The sequence below is a fragment of the Limnohabitans simekii (SeqCode) genome (genome assembly GCF_965234735.1).
Taxonomy (GTDB): domain Bacteria; phylum Pseudomonadota; class Gammaproteobacteria; order Burkholderiales; family Burkholderiaceae_C; genus Limnohabitans; species Limnohabitans simekii.
In genome coordinates this window covers 128,746-148,194 of the sequence record NZ_OZ248540.1, presented here as the reverse complement: position 1 = coordinate 148,194, position 19,449 = coordinate 128,746, and the positions used below count along the sequence as shown (strand labels likewise).

At 54.5% G+C, this 19,449-nt stretch carries 23 protein-coding genes and 1 pseudogene; 14 read left to right on the top strand and 10 right to left on the bottom strand.

The features are described 5' to 3' along the window. The first annotated feature begins 92 nt into the window (after nucleotides 1–92). A complete protein-coding gene (locus AC8GFP_RS00765) occupies nucleotides 93–485 on the top strand; it encodes a Fur family transcriptional regulator (protein WP_506609302.1) in 393 nt (130 codons plus the stop codon). Here the strand turns inward: AC8GFP_RS00765 and AC8GFP_RS00760 are convergent. The 6 genes from AC8GFP_RS00760 to AC8GFP_RS00735 form a co-directional block, all read right to left on the bottom strand. Beyond that, complete coding sequence (locus AC8GFP_RS00760) at nucleotides 460–1,461, bottom strand: NAD(P)H-quinone oxidoreductase (RefSeq protein ID WP_506609300.1); 1,002 nt, start codon at nucleotides 1,459–1,461, stop codon at nucleotides 460–462. The two genes, AC8GFP_RS00765 and AC8GFP_RS00760, sit on opposite strands and share 26 nt — an antisense overlap. A gap of 73 nt (nucleotides 1,462–1,534) precedes the next feature. Beyond that, on the bottom strand, nucleotides 1,535–2,521 hold the full coding sequence (locus AC8GFP_RS00755) for a CapA family protein (protein ID WP_506609298.1): 987 nt from the start codon (nucleotides 2,519–2,521) through the stop codon (nucleotides 1,535–1,537). Next, entirely contained in the window at nucleotides 2,518–2,937 is a 420-nt protein-coding gene (locus AC8GFP_RS00750; protein ID WP_506609296.1) for a hypothetical protein, read from the bottom strand. Before AC8GFP_RS00750 ends, AC8GFP_RS00755 begins: the two co-directional genes overlap by 4 nt. Continuing rightward, complete coding sequence (locus AC8GFP_RS00745; RefSeq protein WP_506609294.1) at nucleotides 2,934–3,494, bottom strand: YaeQ family protein; 561 nt, start codon at nucleotides 3,492–3,494, stop codon at nucleotides 2,934–2,936. Before AC8GFP_RS00745 ends, AC8GFP_RS00750 begins: the two co-directional genes overlap by 4 nt. A 24-nt stretch (nucleotides 3,495–3,518) precedes the next feature. Further along, complete coding sequence (locus AC8GFP_RS00740) at nucleotides 3,519–3,713, bottom strand: hypothetical protein (protein WP_506609292.1); 195 nt, start codon at nucleotides 3,711–3,713, stop codon at nucleotides 3,519–3,521. Nucleotides 3,714–3,861: 148 nt separating this feature from the next. Continuing rightward, on the bottom strand, nucleotides 3,862–4,236 hold the full coding sequence (locus AC8GFP_RS00735) for a bactofilin family protein (protein WP_506609291.1): 375 nt from the start codon (nucleotides 4,234–4,236) through the stop codon (nucleotides 3,862–3,864). Between the two features lie 151 nt (nucleotides 4,237–4,387). Between AC8GFP_RS00735 and AC8GFP_RS00730 the strand changes: the two genes are divergently transcribed. The 4 genes and pseudogenes from AC8GFP_RS00730 to AC8GFP_RS00715 all read left to right on the top strand — a co-directional run bounded on the left by AC8GFP_RS00730 (nucleotide 4,388) and on the right by AC8GFP_RS00715 (nucleotide 6,693). Then, nucleotides 4,388–4,921 carry a hypothetical protein gene (locus tag AC8GFP_RS00730; protein ID WP_506609289.1) on the top strand — a complete coding sequence of 178 codons (534 nt, stop codon included), beginning with the start codon at nucleotides 4,388–4,390 and terminating at the stop codon, nucleotides 4,919–4,921. After that, nucleotides 4,918–5,004, top strand: a pseudogene (locus tag AC8GFP_RS00725) (zinc-ribbon domain-containing protein); the annotation flags it as partial. The gene AC8GFP_RS00730 and the pseudogene AC8GFP_RS00725, both read left to right, overlap by 4 nt. Before the next feature lie 30 nt (nucleotides 5,005–5,034). Next, nucleotides 5,035–6,015: a hypothetical protein gene (locus tag AC8GFP_RS00720; protein ID WP_506610556.1), complete on the top strand. Its 981-nt coding sequence runs from the start codon at nucleotides 5,035–5,037 to the stop codon at nucleotides 6,013–6,015. 24 nt (nucleotides 6,016–6,039) lie between these two features. Beyond that, on the top strand, nucleotides 6,040–6,693 hold the full coding sequence (locus AC8GFP_RS00715) for a hypothetical protein (protein ID WP_506609287.1): 654 nt from the start codon (nucleotides 6,040–6,042) through the stop codon (nucleotides 6,691–6,693). A gap of 102 nt (nucleotides 6,694–6,795) precedes the next feature. On the opposite strand, the gene AC8GFP_RS00710 is transcribed toward AC8GFP_RS00715, so the two are convergent. After that, nucleotides 6,796–7,269 carry an Lrp/AsnC family transcriptional regulator gene (locus AC8GFP_RS00710; protein WP_506609285.1) on the bottom strand — a complete coding sequence of 158 codons (474 nt, stop codon included), beginning with the start codon at nucleotides 7,267–7,269 and terminating at the stop codon, nucleotides 6,796–6,798. A gap of 131 nt (nucleotides 7,270–7,400) precedes the next feature. Here AC8GFP_RS00710 and mdeB point away from each other — a divergent pair, with 131 nt between their 5' ends. After that, entirely contained in the window at nucleotides 7,401–10,004 is a 2,604-nt protein-coding gene (gene mdeB / locus AC8GFP_RS00705; RefSeq protein ID WP_506609283.1) for an alpha-ketoglutarate dehydrogenase, read from the top strand. Nucleotides 10,005–10,056: 52 nt separating this feature from the next. Here mdeB and serC read toward each other — a convergent pair whose 3' ends face one another. Beyond that, nucleotides 10,057–11,139: a 3-phosphoserine/phosphohydroxythreonine transaminase gene (serC, locus tag AC8GFP_RS00700; RefSeq protein ID WP_506609282.1), complete on the bottom strand. Its 1,083-nt coding sequence runs from the start codon at nucleotides 11,137–11,139 to the stop codon at nucleotides 10,057–10,059. 196 nt (nucleotides 11,140–11,335) lie between these two features. On the opposite strand from serC, the gene AC8GFP_RS00695 reads away from it, so the two are divergent. Continuing rightward, nucleotides 11,336–11,665 (top strand): hypothetical protein, encoded by a 330-nt coding sequence (locus AC8GFP_RS00695; RefSeq protein WP_506609280.1) that lies wholly within the window; start codon nucleotides 11,336–11,338, stop codon nucleotides 11,663–11,665. 16 nt (nucleotides 11,666–11,681) lie between these two features. Here the strand turns inward: AC8GFP_RS00695 and AC8GFP_RS00690 are convergent, their stop codons facing one another. Then, nucleotides 11,682–12,653 carry a MerR family transcriptional regulator gene (locus AC8GFP_RS00690; protein ID WP_506609278.1) on the bottom strand — a complete coding sequence of 324 codons (972 nt, stop codon included), beginning with the start codon at nucleotides 12,651–12,653 and terminating at the stop codon, nucleotides 11,682–11,684. A 148-nt stretch (nucleotides 12,654–12,801) separates the two neighbouring features. Between AC8GFP_RS00690 and AC8GFP_RS00685 the strand changes: the two genes are divergently transcribed. Then, nucleotides 12,802–13,320, top strand: coding sequence for an RrF2 family transcriptional regulator (locus tag AC8GFP_RS00685; RefSeq protein ID WP_506609276.1), 519 nt, complete (start codon nucleotides 12,802–12,804; stop codon nucleotides 13,318–13,320). Nucleotides 13,321–13,322: 2 nt separating this feature from the next. On the opposite strand, the gene AC8GFP_RS00680 is transcribed toward AC8GFP_RS00685, so the two are convergent. Next, nucleotides 13,323–13,919 carry a YgaP family membrane protein gene (locus AC8GFP_RS00680; protein ID WP_506609274.1) on the bottom strand — a complete coding sequence of 199 codons (597 nt, stop codon included), beginning with the start codon at nucleotides 13,917–13,919 and terminating at the stop codon, nucleotides 13,323–13,325. Nucleotides 13,920–14,089: 170 nt separating this feature from the next. Between AC8GFP_RS00680 and AC8GFP_RS00675 the strand changes: the two genes are divergently transcribed. The 6 genes from AC8GFP_RS00675 (at nucleotide 14,090) to AC8GFP_RS00650 (ending at nucleotide 19,431) form a co-directional block, all read left to right on the top strand. Further along, on the top strand, nucleotides 14,090–15,511 hold the full coding sequence (locus AC8GFP_RS00675) for a circularly permuted type 2 ATP-grasp protein (RefSeq protein ID WP_506609272.1): 1,422 nt from the start codon (nucleotides 14,090–14,092) through the stop codon (nucleotides 15,509–15,511). Next, nucleotides 15,511–16,461 carry an alpha-E domain-containing protein gene (locus AC8GFP_RS00670; protein ID WP_506609270.1) on the top strand — a complete coding sequence of 317 codons (951 nt, stop codon included), beginning with the start codon at nucleotides 15,511–15,513 and terminating at the stop codon, nucleotides 16,459–16,461. Before AC8GFP_RS00675 ends, AC8GFP_RS00670 begins: the two co-directional genes overlap by 1 nt. Further along, nucleotides 16,458–17,261: a transglutaminase family protein gene (locus AC8GFP_RS00665; protein WP_506609268.1), complete on the top strand. Its 804-nt coding sequence runs from the start codon at nucleotides 16,458–16,460 to the stop codon at nucleotides 17,259–17,261. Before AC8GFP_RS00670 ends, AC8GFP_RS00665 begins: the two co-directional genes overlap by 4 nt. A gap of 6 nt (nucleotides 17,262–17,267) precedes the next feature. Then, on the top strand, nucleotides 17,268–17,999 hold the full coding sequence (locus AC8GFP_RS00660) for a proteasome-type protease (RefSeq protein WP_506609266.1): 732 nt from the start codon (nucleotides 17,268–17,270) through the stop codon (nucleotides 17,997–17,999). 71 nt (nucleotides 18,000–18,070) lie between these two features. Further along, the gene (locus AC8GFP_RS00655) at nucleotides 18,071–18,946 is read left to right on the top strand and encodes an HpcH/HpaI aldolase/citrate lyase family protein (RefSeq protein ID WP_506609264.1); all 876 of its coding nucleotides are present in this window, start codon (nucleotides 18,071–18,073) and stop codon (nucleotides 18,944–18,946) included. 2 nt (nucleotides 18,947–18,948) lie between these two features. After that, complete coding sequence (locus AC8GFP_RS00650) at nucleotides 18,949–19,431, top strand: MaoC family dehydratase (RefSeq protein ID WP_506609262.1); 483 nt, start codon at nucleotides 18,949–18,951, stop codon at nucleotides 19,429–19,431. The last annotated feature ends 18 nt before the right edge of the window (nucleotides 19,432–19,449 follow it).

The window sequence follows — 19,449 nt, the reverse complement described above, 5'->3', positions numbered from 1 at the left end:
AGGTTTTTTACCCAAAATGGGATCGTCTTCAGTCACAATGGAAGAACGCCAATCAATCGATAATGATAACCTGTTATCAAGTTATAAAGCCCATGGAACGAATCACCAAACAAGGCACTGCCATCATGAAGGCCATCCAAGAGGCGCAACGGCCATTGCTTCCGCAAGAGATCCAGGAAGCTGCCGCCTTGTCAGTGCCCGGCTTGGGCATCGCCACGGTCTACCGGAACATCAAATCCTTGGTGGACAACGGCATGCTCACCACCGTGTATTTGCCGGGTGAGAATCCGCGCTACGAGCAGTCCCACCACCACCATCACCACCATTTCCACTGCAACCGCTGCGACAAGGTGTTTGATGTGCACGACTGCCCGGGGGACATGCAGCAGTTGGCACCCAAAGGCTTCACGGTGGAAAGCCATGAAATCACGCTTTATGGGCTGTGTGAAACCTGCAAGCTCAGCCCCCCGCCACCTTCAGCATGATCTTGCCAATGTGGGTGGAAGACTCCATCAGGGCATGCGCCTGTGCGGCATCGGCCAGGTCAAACACCTGGTGAATGACGGGCTGGCATTGGCCTTTTTCGAGCAGCGGCCATACCTGTTCATGCAATTCTTTGGCCATTTGCGCCTTGTCCGCTGCAGTGCGGGGGCGCAAGGTGGAGCCCGTGAAAGTCAACCGTTTGACCATCAAACCGATCCAGTCCACCTCGGTTTTGGAGGGCTGTAAAAACGCGATCTGCACCAAGCGCCCATCCACCGTCAAGGCTTGCAAATTGCGCTGCATGTAGTCGCCGCCGACCATGTCCAAAATGATGTGCACGCCCTGCTGGGCGGTGGCGGTCATGACCTCTGCCACAAAGTCTTGGGTTTTGTAGTTGATGGCCAAATCAGCACCAGCGTTCAAGCAAGCCTGCACCTTGTCGGCATTGCCCACAGTACAAAACACCCGGGCACCAAAGGCCTTGGCCAGTTGAATGGCGGTCAGGCCAATGCCCGACGAACCGCCATGGACCAGAAAGCATTCACCGGCTTTCAGGTGTCCGCGTTGAAACACATTGGTCCAGACCGTGAAATAGTTTTCCGGCAAGGCTGCGGCTTGCAGCAAGCTCATGCCTTGGGGAATGGGCAAGCATTGGCCCTCAGGCAAACACACAAACTCGGCGTACCCGCCGCCATTGGCCAAGCCACACAAGGCGTCACCCAATTTCCATCGCGTCACGCCCTCGCCAAGCGCCACCACATGACCAGCGGCTTCCAAACCCAAAATGGGCGATGCGCTTGGGGGTGGCGGATAGCGGCCACTTCGCTGCAGGCAATCTGGGCGGTTGACACCGGCATAGGCCACCTTGACCAGCACCTCGCCGGGGCCGGGCGTGGGCACAGCGGTTTGCGCCAGCGTCAAGACATCGGGGGTGCCACCAGCGCCGTGCGCCACGTGATTCATCAGATTAACGGTCATGTTTTCAAGCTTTCAGTAGACAACATCAAAAGGGAAATGGAGGGACGGAAAAAACTGCAATGCGAGCGCTTGGTCAAGGTTGTCTTTGGCCACGCTTGGGCACACCGCGCTTGTCGATGTGCGCTTGCACCACATCCCAATGTTGAACACCTTGTTTGCTGATGTTCAAGGTCAAGACCAAGCCAGTGTTGTTGACAGGATTGTCAAAACCCTCAAAAACAAAATTCCCCAAGCTGTAAAAAATGGGCTTGCCTTGGTAGACCTCGCTGTCTTGCACCAAATGGGGATGGCCGCCGATCACCGCGTCAACGCCAGCGTCAATCATCAAGCGGGCCAATTGGCGCTGACGGTGATTGGCCACGGGGTCTTCCCAACCCCAGTGCATCACCGTGATGACCACATCGGCGCGACCAGGCCCACGGGCCCAAGCAACATCACGCAGCACCTGCTCGTCTTCACTCCAAGCTATGCCCGGTCTGTCGTGGTCGGCTTCAAAGCTGCGCGGCTGAAATTCATTGAAGCCCAACACGGCGATGCGAACGCCTTTTTTCTCAATGATGAAAGGCTGATGGGCCTGCGCGAGGTTGTCACCCCCGCCATAAACGCCCACTCCAGCCTGGCGCAGCCGCTTGAGCATGTCGGCAAAGGCCACGGGGCCGTAGTCGCCCGAATGGTTGTTGGCCAACCCCACCGCATCAAAATGGCGGCTTATGAAGCGCATGGCCCGGGGATGAACCCGAAACACATTGGGTTTGTCGGGTTCTGCTTCACCCTTGTCAGACACCACGCACTCCAAATTTCCCAGCCTAACATCGGCGTCTTTGAAAACCTGGGCAAAGTTTTTGAACGGGTCTTGACCGCGTTGCATCATCTGCTCGGGCGGGCCACCCAACATGATGTCGCCAACCACCACCACACGAACCAAGGCCTCTTGGGGCTGAGAATGTGCGGTCTCGGCACTCCAGACAGGCCCAGCAAAAAACAGCCCTGCCAACAACATGGCCCCTCTGGCTTTGAAGTGATGCAAACCAAAACGCTGTGTCCAACCCAACACCTTCATGGCGCCTCCTTGTGCAGGGCGCAACGGTAAGCCAGTTCCTTGCCCAGCACCGGCGAGTACAGGGCCACCCTGCCGGTCAGTGCATCGGGCTCGGGGTTGTGGTGGGCCGCTGGTTTCAGGTGCTTCACATGCTGCATCAACATGGGTTGGCGTCTGGTTTGGTAGTAGGCGTAGATATTGACGAGTTCAATGTCATCTCCCTGCCCCAGCACCACTGCTTTGAACCGAAACCGCTCGCCAATGTCTATGCTTGGGGCGGTGTAGGGGTCTTGAGTAGGCTTGAAAACATGCTGATGAACCTCTCCATTCACATCGATATCGCAATGCAGATCGGCGGCGTGGGATGCGGTTGTGAAACAACCCAGCAAGACCAAGCCAACAGCCGCAAAGCCAGTCTTCAACCAAGGCTTGCTCATTTCCAAACCAGCGGCTCGAAATGCACACTGCCTTTATTGCTGCTGAGGGTCATGCCCCCTTCTTGGATGGTGACTTGCAGCTGCATGCTGCGCTCGGCCATGGCGGCCATGGCCTGTGAAGCCTCAGAGGGGATGCGGATCACGCTGAGTTTGGCCTGCCGGTTCACCTTGTTTTCAATGCTGCGCCACCAAATGTCGGCCGAATGGGCAAACGGATAGACCAAGACCTGATCCGATTTGCTGCCTGCGCGTTGCAGTGGTTTTTCTTCAGGCTGACCCACTTCAATCCACAAGCGTTTGCGGCCGGTGAAATCGGTCAACGACACATCCGGGTCATCGGGGTCGGACAAACCAGCGCCAAAAGCCAAGGTGGCGTCCCCTTGACACAGGTCTTGAAGCTGATGGGCATTGAGAGAGAGGGCTGCGAGGCGAACCATCATGCGTTCGTCGGTTTCGCTGGGGTGTCGCGCTAGGGTGAGCGCGTGGTCTGCATAGTAGTTGTGGTCGATGTCGGCAATTTGCAGTTGCGCTTTGTAGATGGTTGATTTGAGGGCCATCTGCCCATGATAGTCTGGAAGCGCTTAGGCTTTGACAGCTCGAAAGCCGGAGTAAAGGCGGGAAACAGGACGGCTTTTTTGCTCCGCCTCTTGAGCCATTTGGCTGCGAATACGCTCAAAGGTGTTTCGGATGGGGGTGCTGGCTGATGGCACATACTGATAACGGTGGTCTATTTCAACCGAGTTGTTGTCAGTTTGTTCTTGAGTGGACTTGTTCATTCGGAGTTCCGTTCACAATCTTGAGATAGTTAACGTGAATCCATGGTGAGACGATGACAGCATTGCAGAAAATTTTTGAAATTCATGCCATTGCAATGTTTAGCAAATTTTAGTATTCACAATATGGCGCTGAACGCCCCAAAGCGTGTCAAACCTTGGGCTTTTGAGGCGGCTTGCCTTGAACCTGACCCGATGGATGTTGCGTCATTTGACCCTTGAACTGGCCACCGCGCTCGATTTCAATTTCAGAATAATCCAGATTGCCCGAAACACTGCCGCTGCGGTGGATCAAAATATGATCGTGGCAAACGATGTTTTCAGCCAAAACACCATGAACATCAATGACTTGCGCGTTGATTTGTCCCGTCACACTGCCTTTGGGGCCGATTTGTAAATCAGCCACGGACACCTCACCGGTGACCGTACCATTGATGCTGGCACGTCCAGGCGCAGAGATGGAGCCTACAAAGGTGACGCCTTCACCAATCACCAGGCTGCTGTTTTGGGCGCTTAATTCAGACATGGAATTCCTTGATTTTGAGCTGACGGGAGACTACCAAGGTTTTATTTTAGCCTTATTGACAGATTGGATCATTCAAGTCCTCCCAGTTTCAGTCGATCCAAGTTATGCAAGACTTCGATGTAACCACCCGTCAAGATTGAATTTTTAAAAAATGACCAGCAAAGCGAAATACCTGACCATGGCGATATTGATGACCTTCATCAATATCCCTTTGTTCATCTATTCCCAATCGCTCGCGAACCGATCGGTCGAGAAGTCTGCTGCGTTAGAAGTGTCCTCGATGGCTGATGAGAACCATGAACACACCCATAAAGAGCCCCCCGTTCAAGTCCAAGACAGCAGTGCCAGTCCTGCGCTTGCCCCTGAAATGACGCCTGCTGATATTGCGGCCCAGGCCTTGGCCGAGGAAGAAAAACCCGAACGCTTTCAAACCTTGGCAACGCTTTACCGCCCACCTTTGTTTGGCAAATGCAAAAAACTCTTTGAGCGGTTCAATCGTAAAAACTTTCCCGACAAACCCTACAAAGCTTTCGTATACAGTTTTGATGGCGAGACTGCTTACTGTGCCGATGCCTACACAGACAAAGGGCAACAACAAGCCGAGGAAATCGTTATTCGCGAGTGCAAGGAATACCATGCGGGCTCAGGTAAATACTCGCCGTGCCGAATCTACACCGAAGAATGAATCAAGATAGGTCAACCATGGATTGCGCAGCCTGCGGAAAACCCCTTTCAGTCACAGCCAAGTTTTGTGGCAAGTGCGGTGCGCCTGTCAAAAGGCTGGCCAAGGGCTCAGATGTGGACACGTCACTGACGCAGCCGGAGTTGGCGCTGGCCCAGTCCAGCGACGCGGCCATGGCCGTCATGCCCGAGTCCAGCCCCGCGGCCTCCCAGGCTGACTCGGCGGAGACCCCAGCCAGCGCTGTCCACCATGATGAAGACGATTTTGTCATCCAGCTATCGCCCAGTTCAATCGCCTTGGATGACCAAAAGCTGTTGAATATCGACCTGAACCTTGAACCGCCCCCTGGTCCTGTCGCAGACAGTGCGGCATCAGCGAATGAGGACTTGGCATGGGCGCATCGGCTTGAATTGCACCAGCAAGAATTGAAGAAAACGCTGGAAAAACATTCATTGCTGCTTGATTTCATTTCATTGGCTTCGCAGCAGCAAAGCCATCAACAAGCGCAGCCCGATCCGAATGAAGCCCTGTTGCACAACCTGATCGAGCAACAAACCCAATTTGCGGTGCAATTGGCGGAGTTGCAAAACCACTTGCATGCGCAAAAAGAGTCTGCCAGCACCGGCCGAATCCCAGAAGAATTCAAGTTGCTGCTGGAAAAACAAAAAATTGAAATCCAAAAATCCTTTGGTCAAAACTTGGCGCAAAACACGGAAAACATGGCGACAGCCCGTGAAGCTGAATTGACCAAGGTCCAAGACATGCTCAAGGCCAACACCGTCGCAGCAGAAGCGATTGAGAAAAACTTGGCTCCCCTGATCCAAAGCGTCAACGACTTGAAGCTCAAGGTGCAGGCGGTCGTGAAAAAAGTAGAGGACCCGGCAAGCACCAAAACCAAGTCGGGTGGCAAAGAGGAGCCCGCTGGCGAAGGCGGTGGCTTCATGATCTTTGTGATTGGCATGCTTTGTGGTCTGACCGTGGTGTTGAGCACATTGGCCATCTATAACTTTTTATCCCACGACAAAGTTGTTTCTGACAGCAGTGCAAAGTCCTTGGACAAAGTCACGCCTGACAGCAAAGCCAAAGCGGGCCATTGAGATGAAGCGCATCGAAAGACAGCCATGATCTGCACCAGCTGCTACTTCATCAACCCCAGTGAAAACGTTTTTTGCCAAAACTGCGGCTCGCAACTGCCGCACGTTCAAAGCCAAAAACCCAGCAGCATTTCGCCGTTGATTCTGGCCAACACCTTGGACAACAGCTCCTTGTTGATCTCTCGGGGCCCATGGGAAATGCGTTTTGATCTGTGGATGCCCTTTCTTTTCCTGGCAGCGTTGGTCTTTGGATTCACCCTGAGCCATGCTTATGCCTTGGCCGTTCTTGGTCTGGGCTTGGCTTTTGCGTTGTACAAATCACGGGACATTGGTCAAATCATCAAGCAGACCATTCCGGTTGAATTGATCAATAAAACCATCATTGCCTACGGTCCAGCCAACACGGCCAGCCGCTTTTCTCTGCCAACCGGTGTGCTTTATTTGTTGTCTGATGGGCTCTATTTCAAATCCTTCGACAGCCACGAAGATATTTCATTCATTCATATTGAAATTTCCTTCACCGAAACCGCCGTTCTGCACAAAGGCCTGTCTTTGTTTGCCAATTGGCATGAGATTGAAATGAACAACGGCATGAACGAACGTTTCACCTTCACGGTGCAAAACGGCGGTGAATGGATGTTGCTGATGAAGATGTTGCGCACCGACATGATGAAGCGGTGAAATGAAGTCTCTGCGCAAATAGATGTCTTGCGCATGGCCGTTCACGGCCCCTAGAAGCCCTGAGATCAGACCCCCCACACCTTGCCAAAGTTCTCGGGCGGCTTACACAGGTGGCGGTTTGAGGGGCAGCGCGGTTTTGTAGCGCACCTGCTTCAGAGCAAAACTGCTGCGGATTTTCTCCACCCCGGATATGGGGGTGAGTTGCTCCAAGATGAATTTTTCCAGCACAGCCATGTCAGCAATGGCGACCCGAATCAGGTAGTCGGAGTCGCCAGTCATCAAATAGCACTCCATCACCTCGTCATGCTCGGCGATGCGTTGCTCAAACTCGGCCAATGCGGCTTTGGACTGCTCTTTCAGGCTGATGGAAATAAAAACGTTCAGTCCCAAGCCCAAAGCCTGCGGCTGGGTCAGCGCCACATAGCGCTGAATGACACCCGCTGCCTCTAAGGCCTTGACCCGGCTCAAGCAAGGCGACGGTGACAAATGCACCCTGCGGGCCAACTCGACGTTGGTGAGGGAACTGTCTTCTTGCAGCTGAGCAAGTATTTTGTAATCCAAGGCATCTAGAAGCATTATTCACCTGTAAATTTATATTTTGCAGAATTTTATTCTGAATATGATCGATATAGCAACTCATTTCAACAGCACATTTTCCCGCCAAAACCCTACAGTTTGATCCATTCGCAACTGTATGAAGTTTCGCCATGCTGCAACGCACCTCAGACCTTGACCCGATTGAAACCGCCGAATGGCGCGACGCTTTTGACAGCGTGGTGGCCTTGCACGGCCCCGAACGCGCTCGTTTTTTACTCGACCAATTGGTGGTCATGGCGCACCACAGCCAAATCGGCTGGTCGCCCGAGTTGGTCACGCCCTATGCCAACACCATCCCGGTGCAGGCCCAGCAGCCCTATCCTGGCGACTTGGCCATCGAGGAAAAGCTGGCATCGCTCATGCGCTGGAATGCCCTGGCCATGGTGGCGCGGGCCAATGCGGCCTATGGCGAGTTGGGCGGACACATCGCCAGCTACGCCAGTGCGGCAGATTTGTTTGAAGTGGGTTTCAACCATTTTTTCCATGGCCGCAACCCAGCGCACGGCGGCGATTTGGTGTTCTTCCAACCGCACAGTGCGCCTGGCGTTTACGCACGGGCTTATCTGGAAGGTCGTTTGAATGAACAAGACTTGGCACATTACCGGCAAGAGCTCACAGCACCGAGCGCAGGCGCCCGAGGCCTGTCCAGCTACCCGCATCCCTGGTTGATGCCCGACTTTTGGCAATTTCCCACCGGTTCCATGGGCCTGGGGCCCATCAGCTCGATCTACCACGCACGCTTCATGCGCTATCTGACCCACCGCCAGTTGCAAGACTGCAGCGCTCGCAAAGTGTGGGGCGTGTTTGGCGACGGCGAGATGGACGAGCCAGAGAGCATGAGTGCCCTCACCCTGGCGTCGCGCGAGAAGTTGGACAACCTGGTGTGGGTGGTGAATTGCAATTTGCAGCGCTTGGACGGCCCGGTGCGCGGCAACGGCCGCATCATCGACGAGCTGGAAAAACTCTTTCGCGGGGCCGGATGGAACGTCATCAAACTGGTCTGGGGCAGCGACTGGGACGGCTTGTTTGCCCGGGACCACAGCCAAGCCCTGCTGCGTGCCTTTGCCAACACGGTGGACGGCCAAATGCAAACCTTTGCCGCCAAAGACGGCCGTTTCAACCGTGACAGCTTCTTCGGCCAAACACCTGAGTTGGCGCAACTGGCCCAAGGTTTGACCGATGAGCAAATTGACCGTTTGAAGCGCGGCGGCCACGATCTGGTGAAGATCCACGCGGCCTATGCGGCAGCGGCCCAACACCAGGGCCAACCGACCGTCGTCTTGGCCCACACCAAAAAGGGCTATGGCATGGGCCAAGCTGGCCAAGGCAAGATGACCACGCACAGCCAAAAGAAACTGGATGAAACCGCCTTGATCGCATTCAGGAACCGCTTCAACCTGCCCCTGAGCGACGAGCAAGCCACCCAGTTGGCGTTTTTCAAGCCCGCGCCAGACAGTCCTGAAATGCAGTACTTGCATGGCCGCAGAACAGAGTTGGGCGGCTACTTGCCGCAGCGCCAAACCCAAGCAGATGCCCTGCCCGTGCCCGCCTTGAGCAGCTATGCCAGCTTCGCTTTGCAAGCCGAGCAAAAAGAAATGTCCACCACCATGGCTTTTGTGCGCATGCTGGGTCAGTTGTTGAAAGACCCGGTGTTGGGGCCCCGCATCGTGCCCATCGTCGCCGATGAAGCACGCACCTTTGGCATGGCCAACTTGTTCAAACAAGTGGGCATTTATTCCAGCGTGGGCCAAAAATACGAGCCCGAAGACATCGGCTCGGTGCTGAGCTATCGCGAAGCCATGGACGGCCAAATTTTGGAAGAAGGCATCAGCGAAGCTGGTGCGATTGCCAGTTGGACGGCGGCGGCCACCAGCTACAGCGTGCACGGTTTGGCCATGCTGCCCTTCTACATTTACTACTCGATGTTTGGTTTTCAGCGGGTGGGCGACGCCATTTGGGCCGCAGCCGATCAACGTGCTCGTGGCTTTTTGTTGGGCGCGACTTCGGGGCGCACCACCTTGGGCGGCGAAGGCTTGCAACACCAAGACGGTTCCAGCCATTTGGTGGCGGCCACCATCCCCAATTGCAAAGCCTACGACCCGGCGTTCGCCGGCGAAATGTCCGTCATCATCGACAACGGCATGCGCGAGATGCTGACCGAGCAGCGCGATGTGTTTTATTACGTCACCTTGATGAACGAAAACTACGCCCAACCCAACCTGCCCGCTGGTGTTGAGAACGACATCCTGAAAGGTTGCTACCACTTCCAAGCCCCCGCAGTGCACTTGCCCCTGCATGCACCGCGCGTGAGTTTGATGGGCTCGGGCGCCATCTTGCGGGAGGTCTTGAAAGCCGCCGACCTGTTGGCCAAGCAAGGCATCGCCTGCGATGTGTTCAGCGTGACCAGTTGGAGCGAATTGGCCCGGGATGGCCAACAGCAAGAACGCGAGGCCATGGCAGGTCGCTCGGCTTCGGTGGCCTTTGTGCAACAACAACTGATGCACAGCCAGGGGCCGATCGTGGCCGCCACCGACTATGTGCGGGCCGTTCCCGAAAGTGTGCGGGCCTTTGTGCCTGACGGTCGTCGTTACATCACTTTGGGCACCGATGGGTTTGGGCGCAGCGACACCCGTGCGGCCTTGCGCAGCTTCTTTGAAGTGGATGCCGCCAGCGTGGTGAATGCAGCGCGTTATGCACTGAGCCTGAAGTCTTGAAGAGCCTGCCTTCAGCCTCAGGCTTCAAGGGGCTGCGGGTTGTCGGAGCTTTTCAGGCATTCGATTTTTCAAACTGGTGCATGTAGTTCACCAAGGTTTGCACACTGACCAGCGGCATGGCGTTGTAAATGGAGGCACGCATGCCGCCTGCCGAGCGGTGACCGCGCAACTGCACCATGCCCTGCGCTTGAGCACCTTCTAAAAACACCGCATTCAAGCCTTCATCGCGCAGGAAGAAGGTCACATTCATGCGCGAGCGATCTTGGCGAGCCACACGGTTGCTGAACAGCTGGCTGTGGTCGATGAAGTCATACAGCAACGCGGCTTTTCGCTGGTTGTGTTCCAGCATGGCAGGGAGTCCGCCTTGCGTCTTCACGTGCTGCAACACCAGACCCATGATGTAGATGGCATAGGTGGGCGGCGTGTTGTACATCGAGCCTTGCTCGGCCTGCAGTTGGTAATTGAAGGCTGAGGGCGTGATGGGCAAAGCCGAGCCAAGCAGGTCGTTGCGCACGATGACCACGGTGACCCCCGAGGGGCCCATGTTCTTTTGGGCACCCGCGTAGATCACGCCGAACTTCGACACATCCAAAGGCGCAGACAAAATGTTGGACGACATGTCGGCCACCAAGGGCACCGAGCCTGTGTCAGGCGTCCAGTGGCATTCCACACCCCCGATGGTTTCGTTGCTGCAGTAATGCACATAGGCGGCTTGCGGTGACAAACGCCATTGGTCTTGTGCAGGCATGGATAAAAATCCGCTGTCTTCACTGCTGGCAGCCAAATTCACTTGGCCATATTTAGCGGCTTCTTTCATCGATTTTTGCGACCACACACCGTTCACCACATAGTCGGCTTGACCAGTGCGTCCTATTAAATTCAAAGGCAGGATGGCGTTTTCAGCAATCGCCCCGCCCTGCAAAAACAACACCGCGTAGTTGTCAGGCACGCCCAACAACTCGCGCAGCAAGGCTTGGGTTTGCGCCAAGATGTCCATGAACTCGGGGCCCCTGTGGCTCATCTCCAACACTGACATGCCGCTGCCGCGCCAATCCAGCATGTCGGCAGCGGCTTGTTGAAGCACGCTCTCGGGCAAGGTGGCCGGTCCAGAACTGAAATTGATCACACGCGACATGAAAAAATCACTTTAGAAAAAGGGTTAAATGACGAAAATCAAAGAATATCAATAAGTTGTGCTCGATAATGAAAGTAGCAATACATGCTTGGTTTTTGGGGTTTGAAGAATGAATGCTTGTAGACACATTGTGCTGTTGTGCTTGCTGACCCTGTTGGGGGCTTGCGCCAGTCGTTCTTCGCAAGCAATTGGCCAATTGGATGATAAGAGTCCAGACTTCAGCACCGGCGCTTGTCAAAATGCAAGGCACAACGCGTGGGTGCATGATGAATTGAAAACCCATAAATTATGGGCGGCACCGGCCTTGGTGTTGTTAACCGGCCCGGTCGCTGTCGCACCACTGTTTTTCGCCAATATCGGCATCAACACGGCTGATCACATGAAGGCGGCAGAAATAACCACCCAATGTGGCGGCTCAGCGCCCACACAAGATGCAGTCATGGGCGGCATCGCTTTGGACACCGCCTTGGGCATAGCGATTGGTGCCGCTGTTCCCGGCGCTTCCCTGTCTGCCACAGGACGTTAAGCACCCTGGCGCTTGTTCATTTCAAGGAAATGCCTTCGTGGGTGGCAACACGCTCCAAGGCCTCCTCGAACATCGCCCGAGCCGATCCCGACACCGCGGACAGGTAAGCATGCAAACGGGCATCCTCGGATGAGTTGTTCAAACAGTCGTTGCTGTACTGCTCAAAACTGTTGAGTTGTCGAATCAAGTCCGCCACATGCTTGGGGCATTCACACAGCACCTTGCTGTCGATGTTGCTGATTTTTTGCAAGACCAGATCATCGTACTTGCGTGGCGCAATTTTGTGTCCGCCAGGGCCTGGCTGACCGGGTTCGACCACCAACACCGACTGAATGATGTCGCACAAATCCATGTCAGACACCGGCTCACGTCGAGCGATGATGCCCGCAGATTTCAGGTGCTGCAGCACATGGTCTGTGGCAAAGTGGTAGACCAACACCAGTTTGTTGACCCGCATGCGATCTCGCAGTTTCAACAACTCATCTTTGGCTTGGGCCTGCACCGCACCCATTTGCACCAGCACCACGTCCACAGTGCCTGAAGAAGCACTGCGCAAGGCTTGTGTCAAGTCGGGCTCAACTTGTGTCACTTTCAAGGTGGTTTGACCAAAACACAAGGTGAATTTCTGCGTTTCTATGCGACTGGCCAAGGTGTAGCCCACCACCGCCAAATGAACCACAGCCGGAAGCCTCGGGCCAGCGAGTTGCTGGGTATGGGCTTGCCGTGACTCGTTCAACATTTTTTGCAATTGCGGCACATCCATGGTGCTGAGCATGCTGATGGCGTGCCCCTCTTGCGTCAGGCTTTTGAGCAACGTGACCTTCAACACGTCCAATTCGCTGTAGAGCCGGTGACCGCCCGAGGACTTGGGCGGTGACACCACTTGATACCGGCGTTCCCAGACCCGCAGGGTGGCCTCGGGAATGCCCACCAGTTTGGCAACGGCGCCAATGCGGTAAACACCAGCAGTTTGATCGGTAGTTGTCATGTTGTTTCTCTAATTTGCACAAGTTTTGAATAGTTATTTGGATGAAATATACATTAATTTTGAATTTTAGATTGAATTATCACTGCGCAAGCCTATATTCGGTGAAAGAGAAGAAGAAACGAATAGGTTTTGAACAAAGGAGTCAAGCATGTTCTCAAATTTAACCCACAACGCATTGAACGCTTTGATGTTGGTGGCCCAACACCAGTCTTCAGGTCCGGTCACCACTGAATTCATCAGCCGACATTTGGGTCTGTCTATTTCTTATTTGGAATCACTGATGTCCTCTTTGAAAAAAAAGGAATTCGTGATTTCTTACCGAGGCCCAGGCGGCGGCTATTGCACCATGGGACGCACAGATGAAATCAAAGTGCTGGATGTGATCAACGCCTTCGAGCCCTCGCCCGTCCCCCAAACCAATGCGTCCTTGGGCGAGCTTGACAAAGATCTGATGACCCATTTGGTGACAGACTTCATTGCTCAGCAATTGCAAGATGTCAGCTTGGAACAAGTCTTGTCCCAGCTACCAGAGCACAGCCGCTTCGAGTCCCTTGGCTCGCCCATGGTCAAGCAAGAAACCAAACCTCGCTTCAAACCCCTGAAGATCCACAAATTACCATCGGGCCCCAACTCGGTTTTCAACTTGGCGCAATCGATGGCGATGTGAATTCAAGAAGCGGTTTCCTGCACACGCTGCAGCAACTGTGATTTCAACTTGGCAAAGTCCAGTCTGCTGGTGTGGCTTGGAAACTGACAAACATAAATATTCAAATGGGCGGCTTGTTCAATTTTGATTCTGCAGCCAAAAAAGTTTTCATAAAACCGCACCATCAAGATCTCATCAATCGCATTTCTTTCAATGTCGTGCAGCAAGGCATGGCTCAATTCGCGGGGCAGACTGAATGTTGCAGGTTTGGCTGCAACCACGGCGTTAGAAGCTGCCGTCGCGAGCGGCTTTGCCGGTGTTTCTGCAGGCGTTGCTGAATCTGTCGGCGGCAACAGCTCCAGTAATTCTGCCCAAGGAATGGTGTTCTTTTGTTCACCCGCATACAAGGTGTCGACGTTGAAGATCGCGTAATTGGGGCAAAAGCGCAATGCCGCTGTCAAGATCAGATACAAGCCCAGCCAAAAAGCCTCGGGCAGTTCGAACAACCAAGCCACCAAAACAAGTACAGCGCCCAATAAAGAGCGCAACAAGCGGTCATGGCTGCCAATGTTGTTTCTCAGCCGGTGAGACAACCACGAAACTTGTTTCACTTGCGACATTGTTGACTCCTTGTTTGCACCAAATGTGTGCTTAAAAACTTGTTGTTGGTGCGTTTTGTCTGGCACCTTACGCGCTCGCACCAACAAAGTGATTGAAAGCCTTGCACACCCAGCACGGCATAAACCGTGCTTAGTATGCATCAGCAAGATGCTGCATAAACAGGATGTCCATGGCCGCCCCAATATTCAATGAAATGTGTGACGACAGCGGTCTTCCTCGGGCGCATTACGAGGCATTCGATGCTTGGCTCAAGTCCTGCCCCGATGAAATGGTGCACCAGAAACAAACCGAAGCCGATTTGATTTCAAGACGAACCGGCATCACGTTTTCACTCAATGGCGACGAAGACGGCACCGAGCGACTGATTCCTTCCGATTTGATTCCGCGCATCATCGACGCCCAAGAATGGGCGCAACTTGAAACCGGCTTGGTGCAACGTGTCAAAGCCATCAACTTGTTTTTGCACGATGTGTATCACCAGCAAAACATTTTGAAGGCGGGCTTGATTCCGTCCGATCAAGTGTTGGCCAATGCGCAATTCCTGCCCATGATGTTGGGTCTAGACCTGCCGCATCAAACCTATGCGCACATTGCAGGTGTGGACATCGTGCGCCATTCCGATGGTGGTTTTTACGTGCTGGAGGACAACCTGCGTGTCCCCTCAGGCGTGTCCTACATGCTGAGCAACCGTATTTTGATGATGCGCTTGTTCCCAGACTTGTTTCGCCGCTATGCGGTGCGACCTGTTGAACACTACCCCGCCCTGCTCTTGCAAACCCTGCGTTCTTCGAGTTGGGTGGAACAACCCACTGTGGTGTTGCACACGCCGGGTCGCTTCAACAGCGCCTACTTTGAACACGCGTTTTTGGCCAAGCAAATGGGCATCGAGCTGGTCGAGGGCAGCGACATGTTTGTGCGCGATGGTCATGTCTTCATGCAAACCACCGAGGGGCCCCAGCAAGTGGATGTGATTTACCGCCGGGTGGACGACAACTACATGGACCCTCTGAGCTTCGAGCCGGACTCCTTCATCGGTGTGCCCGGCTTGGCCTCGGTCTATCGGCAAGGCCATGTGGTGATTGCCAACGCCTTGGGCACAGGCGTGGCCGATGATAAATCCATTTACCCCTATGTGCCGGAGATGGTGCGCTTTTATTTGGGTGAAGAACCCATTTTGAAAAACGTGCAGACCTGGCAATGCCGCAAGCCCGACGAGTTATCTCATGTGTTGGCCCACTTGCCCGAGCTGGTGGTGAAGGAAGTGCATGGTGCGGGTGGCTACGGCATGTTGGTCGGTCCCACGGCCAGCAAAGCCGAAATTGCGGCGTTCGCCTTGCGTTTGAAAGCCAACCCAGACAACTACATTGCCCAGCCCACACTCAGTTTGTCGGCCTGTCCCATCTTTGTTGAAAAAGGCATCGCACCTCGCCACATTGATTTGCGCCCCTTTGTGTTGATGGGCAAAGAAACCCGCATCGTGCCCGGAGGCCTGACTCGGGTGGCCTTGCGTGAAGGCTCCTTGGTGGTGAATTCTTCTCAAGGCGGTGGCACCAAAGACACCTGGGTGTTGGAAGCGGCGGAGGTGATTTGATGTTGTCGCGTGTGGCTGCTCAACTTTATTGGTTGTCTCGTTATTTGGAACGTGCTGAAAACATGGCGCGCATTTTGGAAGTGGGACAGTCTTTTGCACTGGTGTCTACCTCGGACATCAGCCGTGCCGATCCTGAAACCATCAAAGAGCCTTTGGTGATCACCGACACCTTGGCCGCCTTTGAGGCCACTGGTCGGCCCTTGCGCTCCGACCAAGTGGCGCAGTTTTTGGCTTGGGACCCCGACCATCCCTCTTCCATATTCAATTGCATCCAATCGTGCCGCGAAAACGCACGGTCTGTGCGCGGCGCTTTGACTGTGGAGATGTGGGAGTGCATCAATGACACTTGGCTGGAGTTGCTGTCACGCAAAAAGAAAAACAAAGGGCCAGCGCATCCCGTGGATTCGTCGTTTTTTGAATGGATCAAACAACGCTCCCATTTGTTTCGTGGCGTCACCTTCGCCACCATCCAACGCGACCAGCCCTACAACTTCATTCGCTTAGGCACCTACCTCGAGCGTGCCGACAACACGGCCCGCATTTTGAGTGTGAAAACGCGGGTGGAGCAGGCCGAAGGCAAAGACCTGGTGGACGACTATTACCGCTTGGGCGCGGTGCTGCGTTCAGTCAGTGCCTTGGAGGCCTACCGTGACACCTATCGGGATGCCATTGACGCCGACAGGGTGTCGGAGTTGCTCATCTTCAATGCAAGGGTGCCGCGCTCTTTGCATTTTTGCTTGGACGAAACTGGCTACATCTTGAGCCAACTTCCGCAACAGACCGGCCGTGAGGCCCGCAAACGTTGCGCCAATTTGCTCACGCATTTGCGCTTTGGCAGCTTGAGCGAGGTTTATGCGCAAGGCCTGGAAACTTACCTCGAAGACTTTGTGCATGAAAACATCAACTTGGCAGATGCGGTGCAAACCGACTACCTGGAGGTGTTGACATGAGCATCCATGTGTTCCACGAAACCACCTACAGGTACGAGTATGCTTTCAAACGCAGCATCCAAATGCTGCGCATGACGCCACCCAACACCGAACGCCAAACAGTGCAGAACTGGCAACTGCGTCTGCCCCACAAAGCCACCCCTTGGGTCGATGCCTATGGCAACTTGTGCCATTGCTTGGTGCTGGAGCAACCCGCTGAAGAAATTGTGCTGTGTGCACTGGGCGCGGTTGATTTGAAAGCTGGCCATGAAGGTGAACCCGAAGGGCCGGTGCCACCAGCCGTGTTTTTGCGCTCGACACCATTGACCCAGATGGATGAAGCCATGAAGGCGTTCATCGAGCCCTTTCGCAGCACCGTCAAGTCGAGGCCTTACATGGGTCTGCATGATGTGATGCTGGCCTTGTTGGACCGCATGCCCTATGTGAAAGGCGTGACCCGTGTAGGCGATACCGCCGCCGAATCGTTCGCCCAAGGCAAAGGTGTCTGCCAAGACCACACCCACGTTTTTCTGACGTGTGTGCGACACCTTGGCGTGCCTGCGCGTTACGTCAGTGGCTACTTGCATGCGGGTGAACAAGGCGATGTGGCCAGCCATGCGTGGGCCGAGGCCTGGGTGGGCTCACGGTGGATTGGATTTGATGTGAGCAACTCCAATGGTGCTGACCAAGGCCATATTCGTTTGGCCCACGGCTTGGACTATGAAGACGCCAGCCCGGTGCGCGGTGTGCGAACGGGTGGCGGGACCGAGACCATGAGCAGCTACGCAAAAGTAGAATCCAACCAACCCCATCAACAGTAAACCCCTATGACCTATTGCGTGGCCATGGTCTTGAACGAAGGCCTGGTGTTTGCCTCTGACTCGCGCACGAACGCGGGTGTGGACCATGTTTCCACCTTCTGCAAAATGACCGTGTTTGAAACACCGGGTGAAGGTGTGTTGGTCATGCTCAACAGTGGCAACTTGGCCACCACCCAGCAGGTGATCAGCAAGGTCAAGCAACACGCTAAAGACCAGGACACCCCTTTGACGTCCATGGGCTCGGTGTTTCATGTGGCCGAATTGGTCGGGCGGCAATTGCGCAACACCATCGCGTCCACCAAAAATGATGCACCCGATCAAAGCGACGTGGATTTTTCCGCGCTGTTTCTGGTGGGCGGCCAATTGAAGGGTGAAGCGCCGCGTTTGTTCATGGTGTATCCGCAAGGCAATTTCATCGAGTCCACCGCGGATACGCCGTTTTTTCAGATTGGCGAAAGCAAATACGGCAAACCAATTTTGGACCGGGTGATTCAGCCCGAGCTCAGCATGTCCAAAGCCATGAAATGCGCCTTGGTGTCCTTTGACTCCACCATCAAAAGCAATTTGTCGGTCGGCTTGCCCATTGATTTGGCCATGATTCAGCGCGACGCACTGTGCGTGCTCAAGCGGCATCGTGTCGATGCGGATGATGTGTATTTCCGCGATTTGCGCAGCAGTTGGAGCCAAGGTTTGCGCCAGGTGTTCAACCAACTGCCCGACCCCGACTGGTTGAAATAAGCCTTTCAAGCAGACCGTGGGCTTGCGAACCTGCTTGTTAAGATCAAAGCACGACTACGGAACCTCCCACGATGAAGCTGCTGCGATCCCTGCTGTTTGTCCCTGGCGACAGCGAAAAAAAAATGGCCAAAGGTGTCAGCACCCAGGCCGACGCGCTCATTCTTGATTTGGAAGATGCGGTGGCCATCGAGCGTTTGCCTGTGGCACGCGGCATGGTTTGTGACTACTTGAAACACCACCCTCGTGGTGCCCAGCAAGTCTGGGTTCGCATCAACCCTTTGCAAACAGAACACGCCCTACACGATTTGATGGCGGTCATGCCAGGACGGCCTGACGGCATCGTGTTGCCCAAGCCGTTGAACGCGCATGATGTGGTGAAGCTCGATCATTTTTTGAGCGCTTTAGAGACGAGAGAAGGTTTGGTGTTGGGTTCGACCCAGATCATTCCCGTGGCCACTGAGGTGGCCGGTGCCTTGTTTGAGCTCAACAGCTATGCCGGTTGCAGTGCGCGGCTGGCGGGCCTCACCTGGGGTGCTGAAGACTTGGCCACCGCTGTGGGTGCCTCCACCAACAAAGACGAACACGGTGCTTTTGATTTCACCTACCAACTGGCGCGCTCCATGTGCTTGCTGGCCGCGTCCCATGCCCAAGTGCAAGCCATTGACACACTCACGGTTGATTTTCGCGACCAAGCGGGATTGCAAAAAGATGTGCTGCGCGCACGCAAAGCCGGTTTCACCGGCAAGCTTGCGATCCACCCCGATCAAGTGCTGCCCATCCATGCAGGCTTTGCACCTGAAGCCCATGAAGTGGCGCATGCAAAACGCATTGTTGAAGCCTTTGCGCAAGCTGGAGGGGCTGGTGCGGTGCAACTCGACGGCAAGATGGTGGATAAACCTCACCTCACGCAAGCACTTCGCTTGCTTCAACTGGCAAAAAGGGATTGATCATGGCGGGCTTGTACTTTGAAGAGTTTTTTGTCGGCCAGGTGTTTCAGCACGCCATACGACGCACTGTGTCCGAGATGGACAACGTGCTGTTTTCTGCACTCACCCACAATCCCGCCGCACTTCATTTGGACGAAGACTATTGTCAAAACCATTCTGAATTTGGCAAGCGCATCGTCAACAGTGTGTTCACGCTGGGGTTGATCGTCGGCGTGTCCGTGGGAGACACCACCTTGGGCACCACCGTGGCCAATTTGGGCTGGGACGAGGTGCGTTTTCCCAAGCCTTTGTTCCACGGCGACACGGTTCATGTCGAAACCGAGGTGCTTGAATTGCGTGACAGCCAGAAAAGACCCCATAACGGCATAGTGACATTTCAGCACCGTGGCTACAACCAGCACGGTGATTTGGTAGCCATTTGTAAACGTACTGCACTCATGCATCGAAAACCAAACCATTCAAAACAAACTGAAAATCAGGGTTAACCCTTTGTTCATGTCATG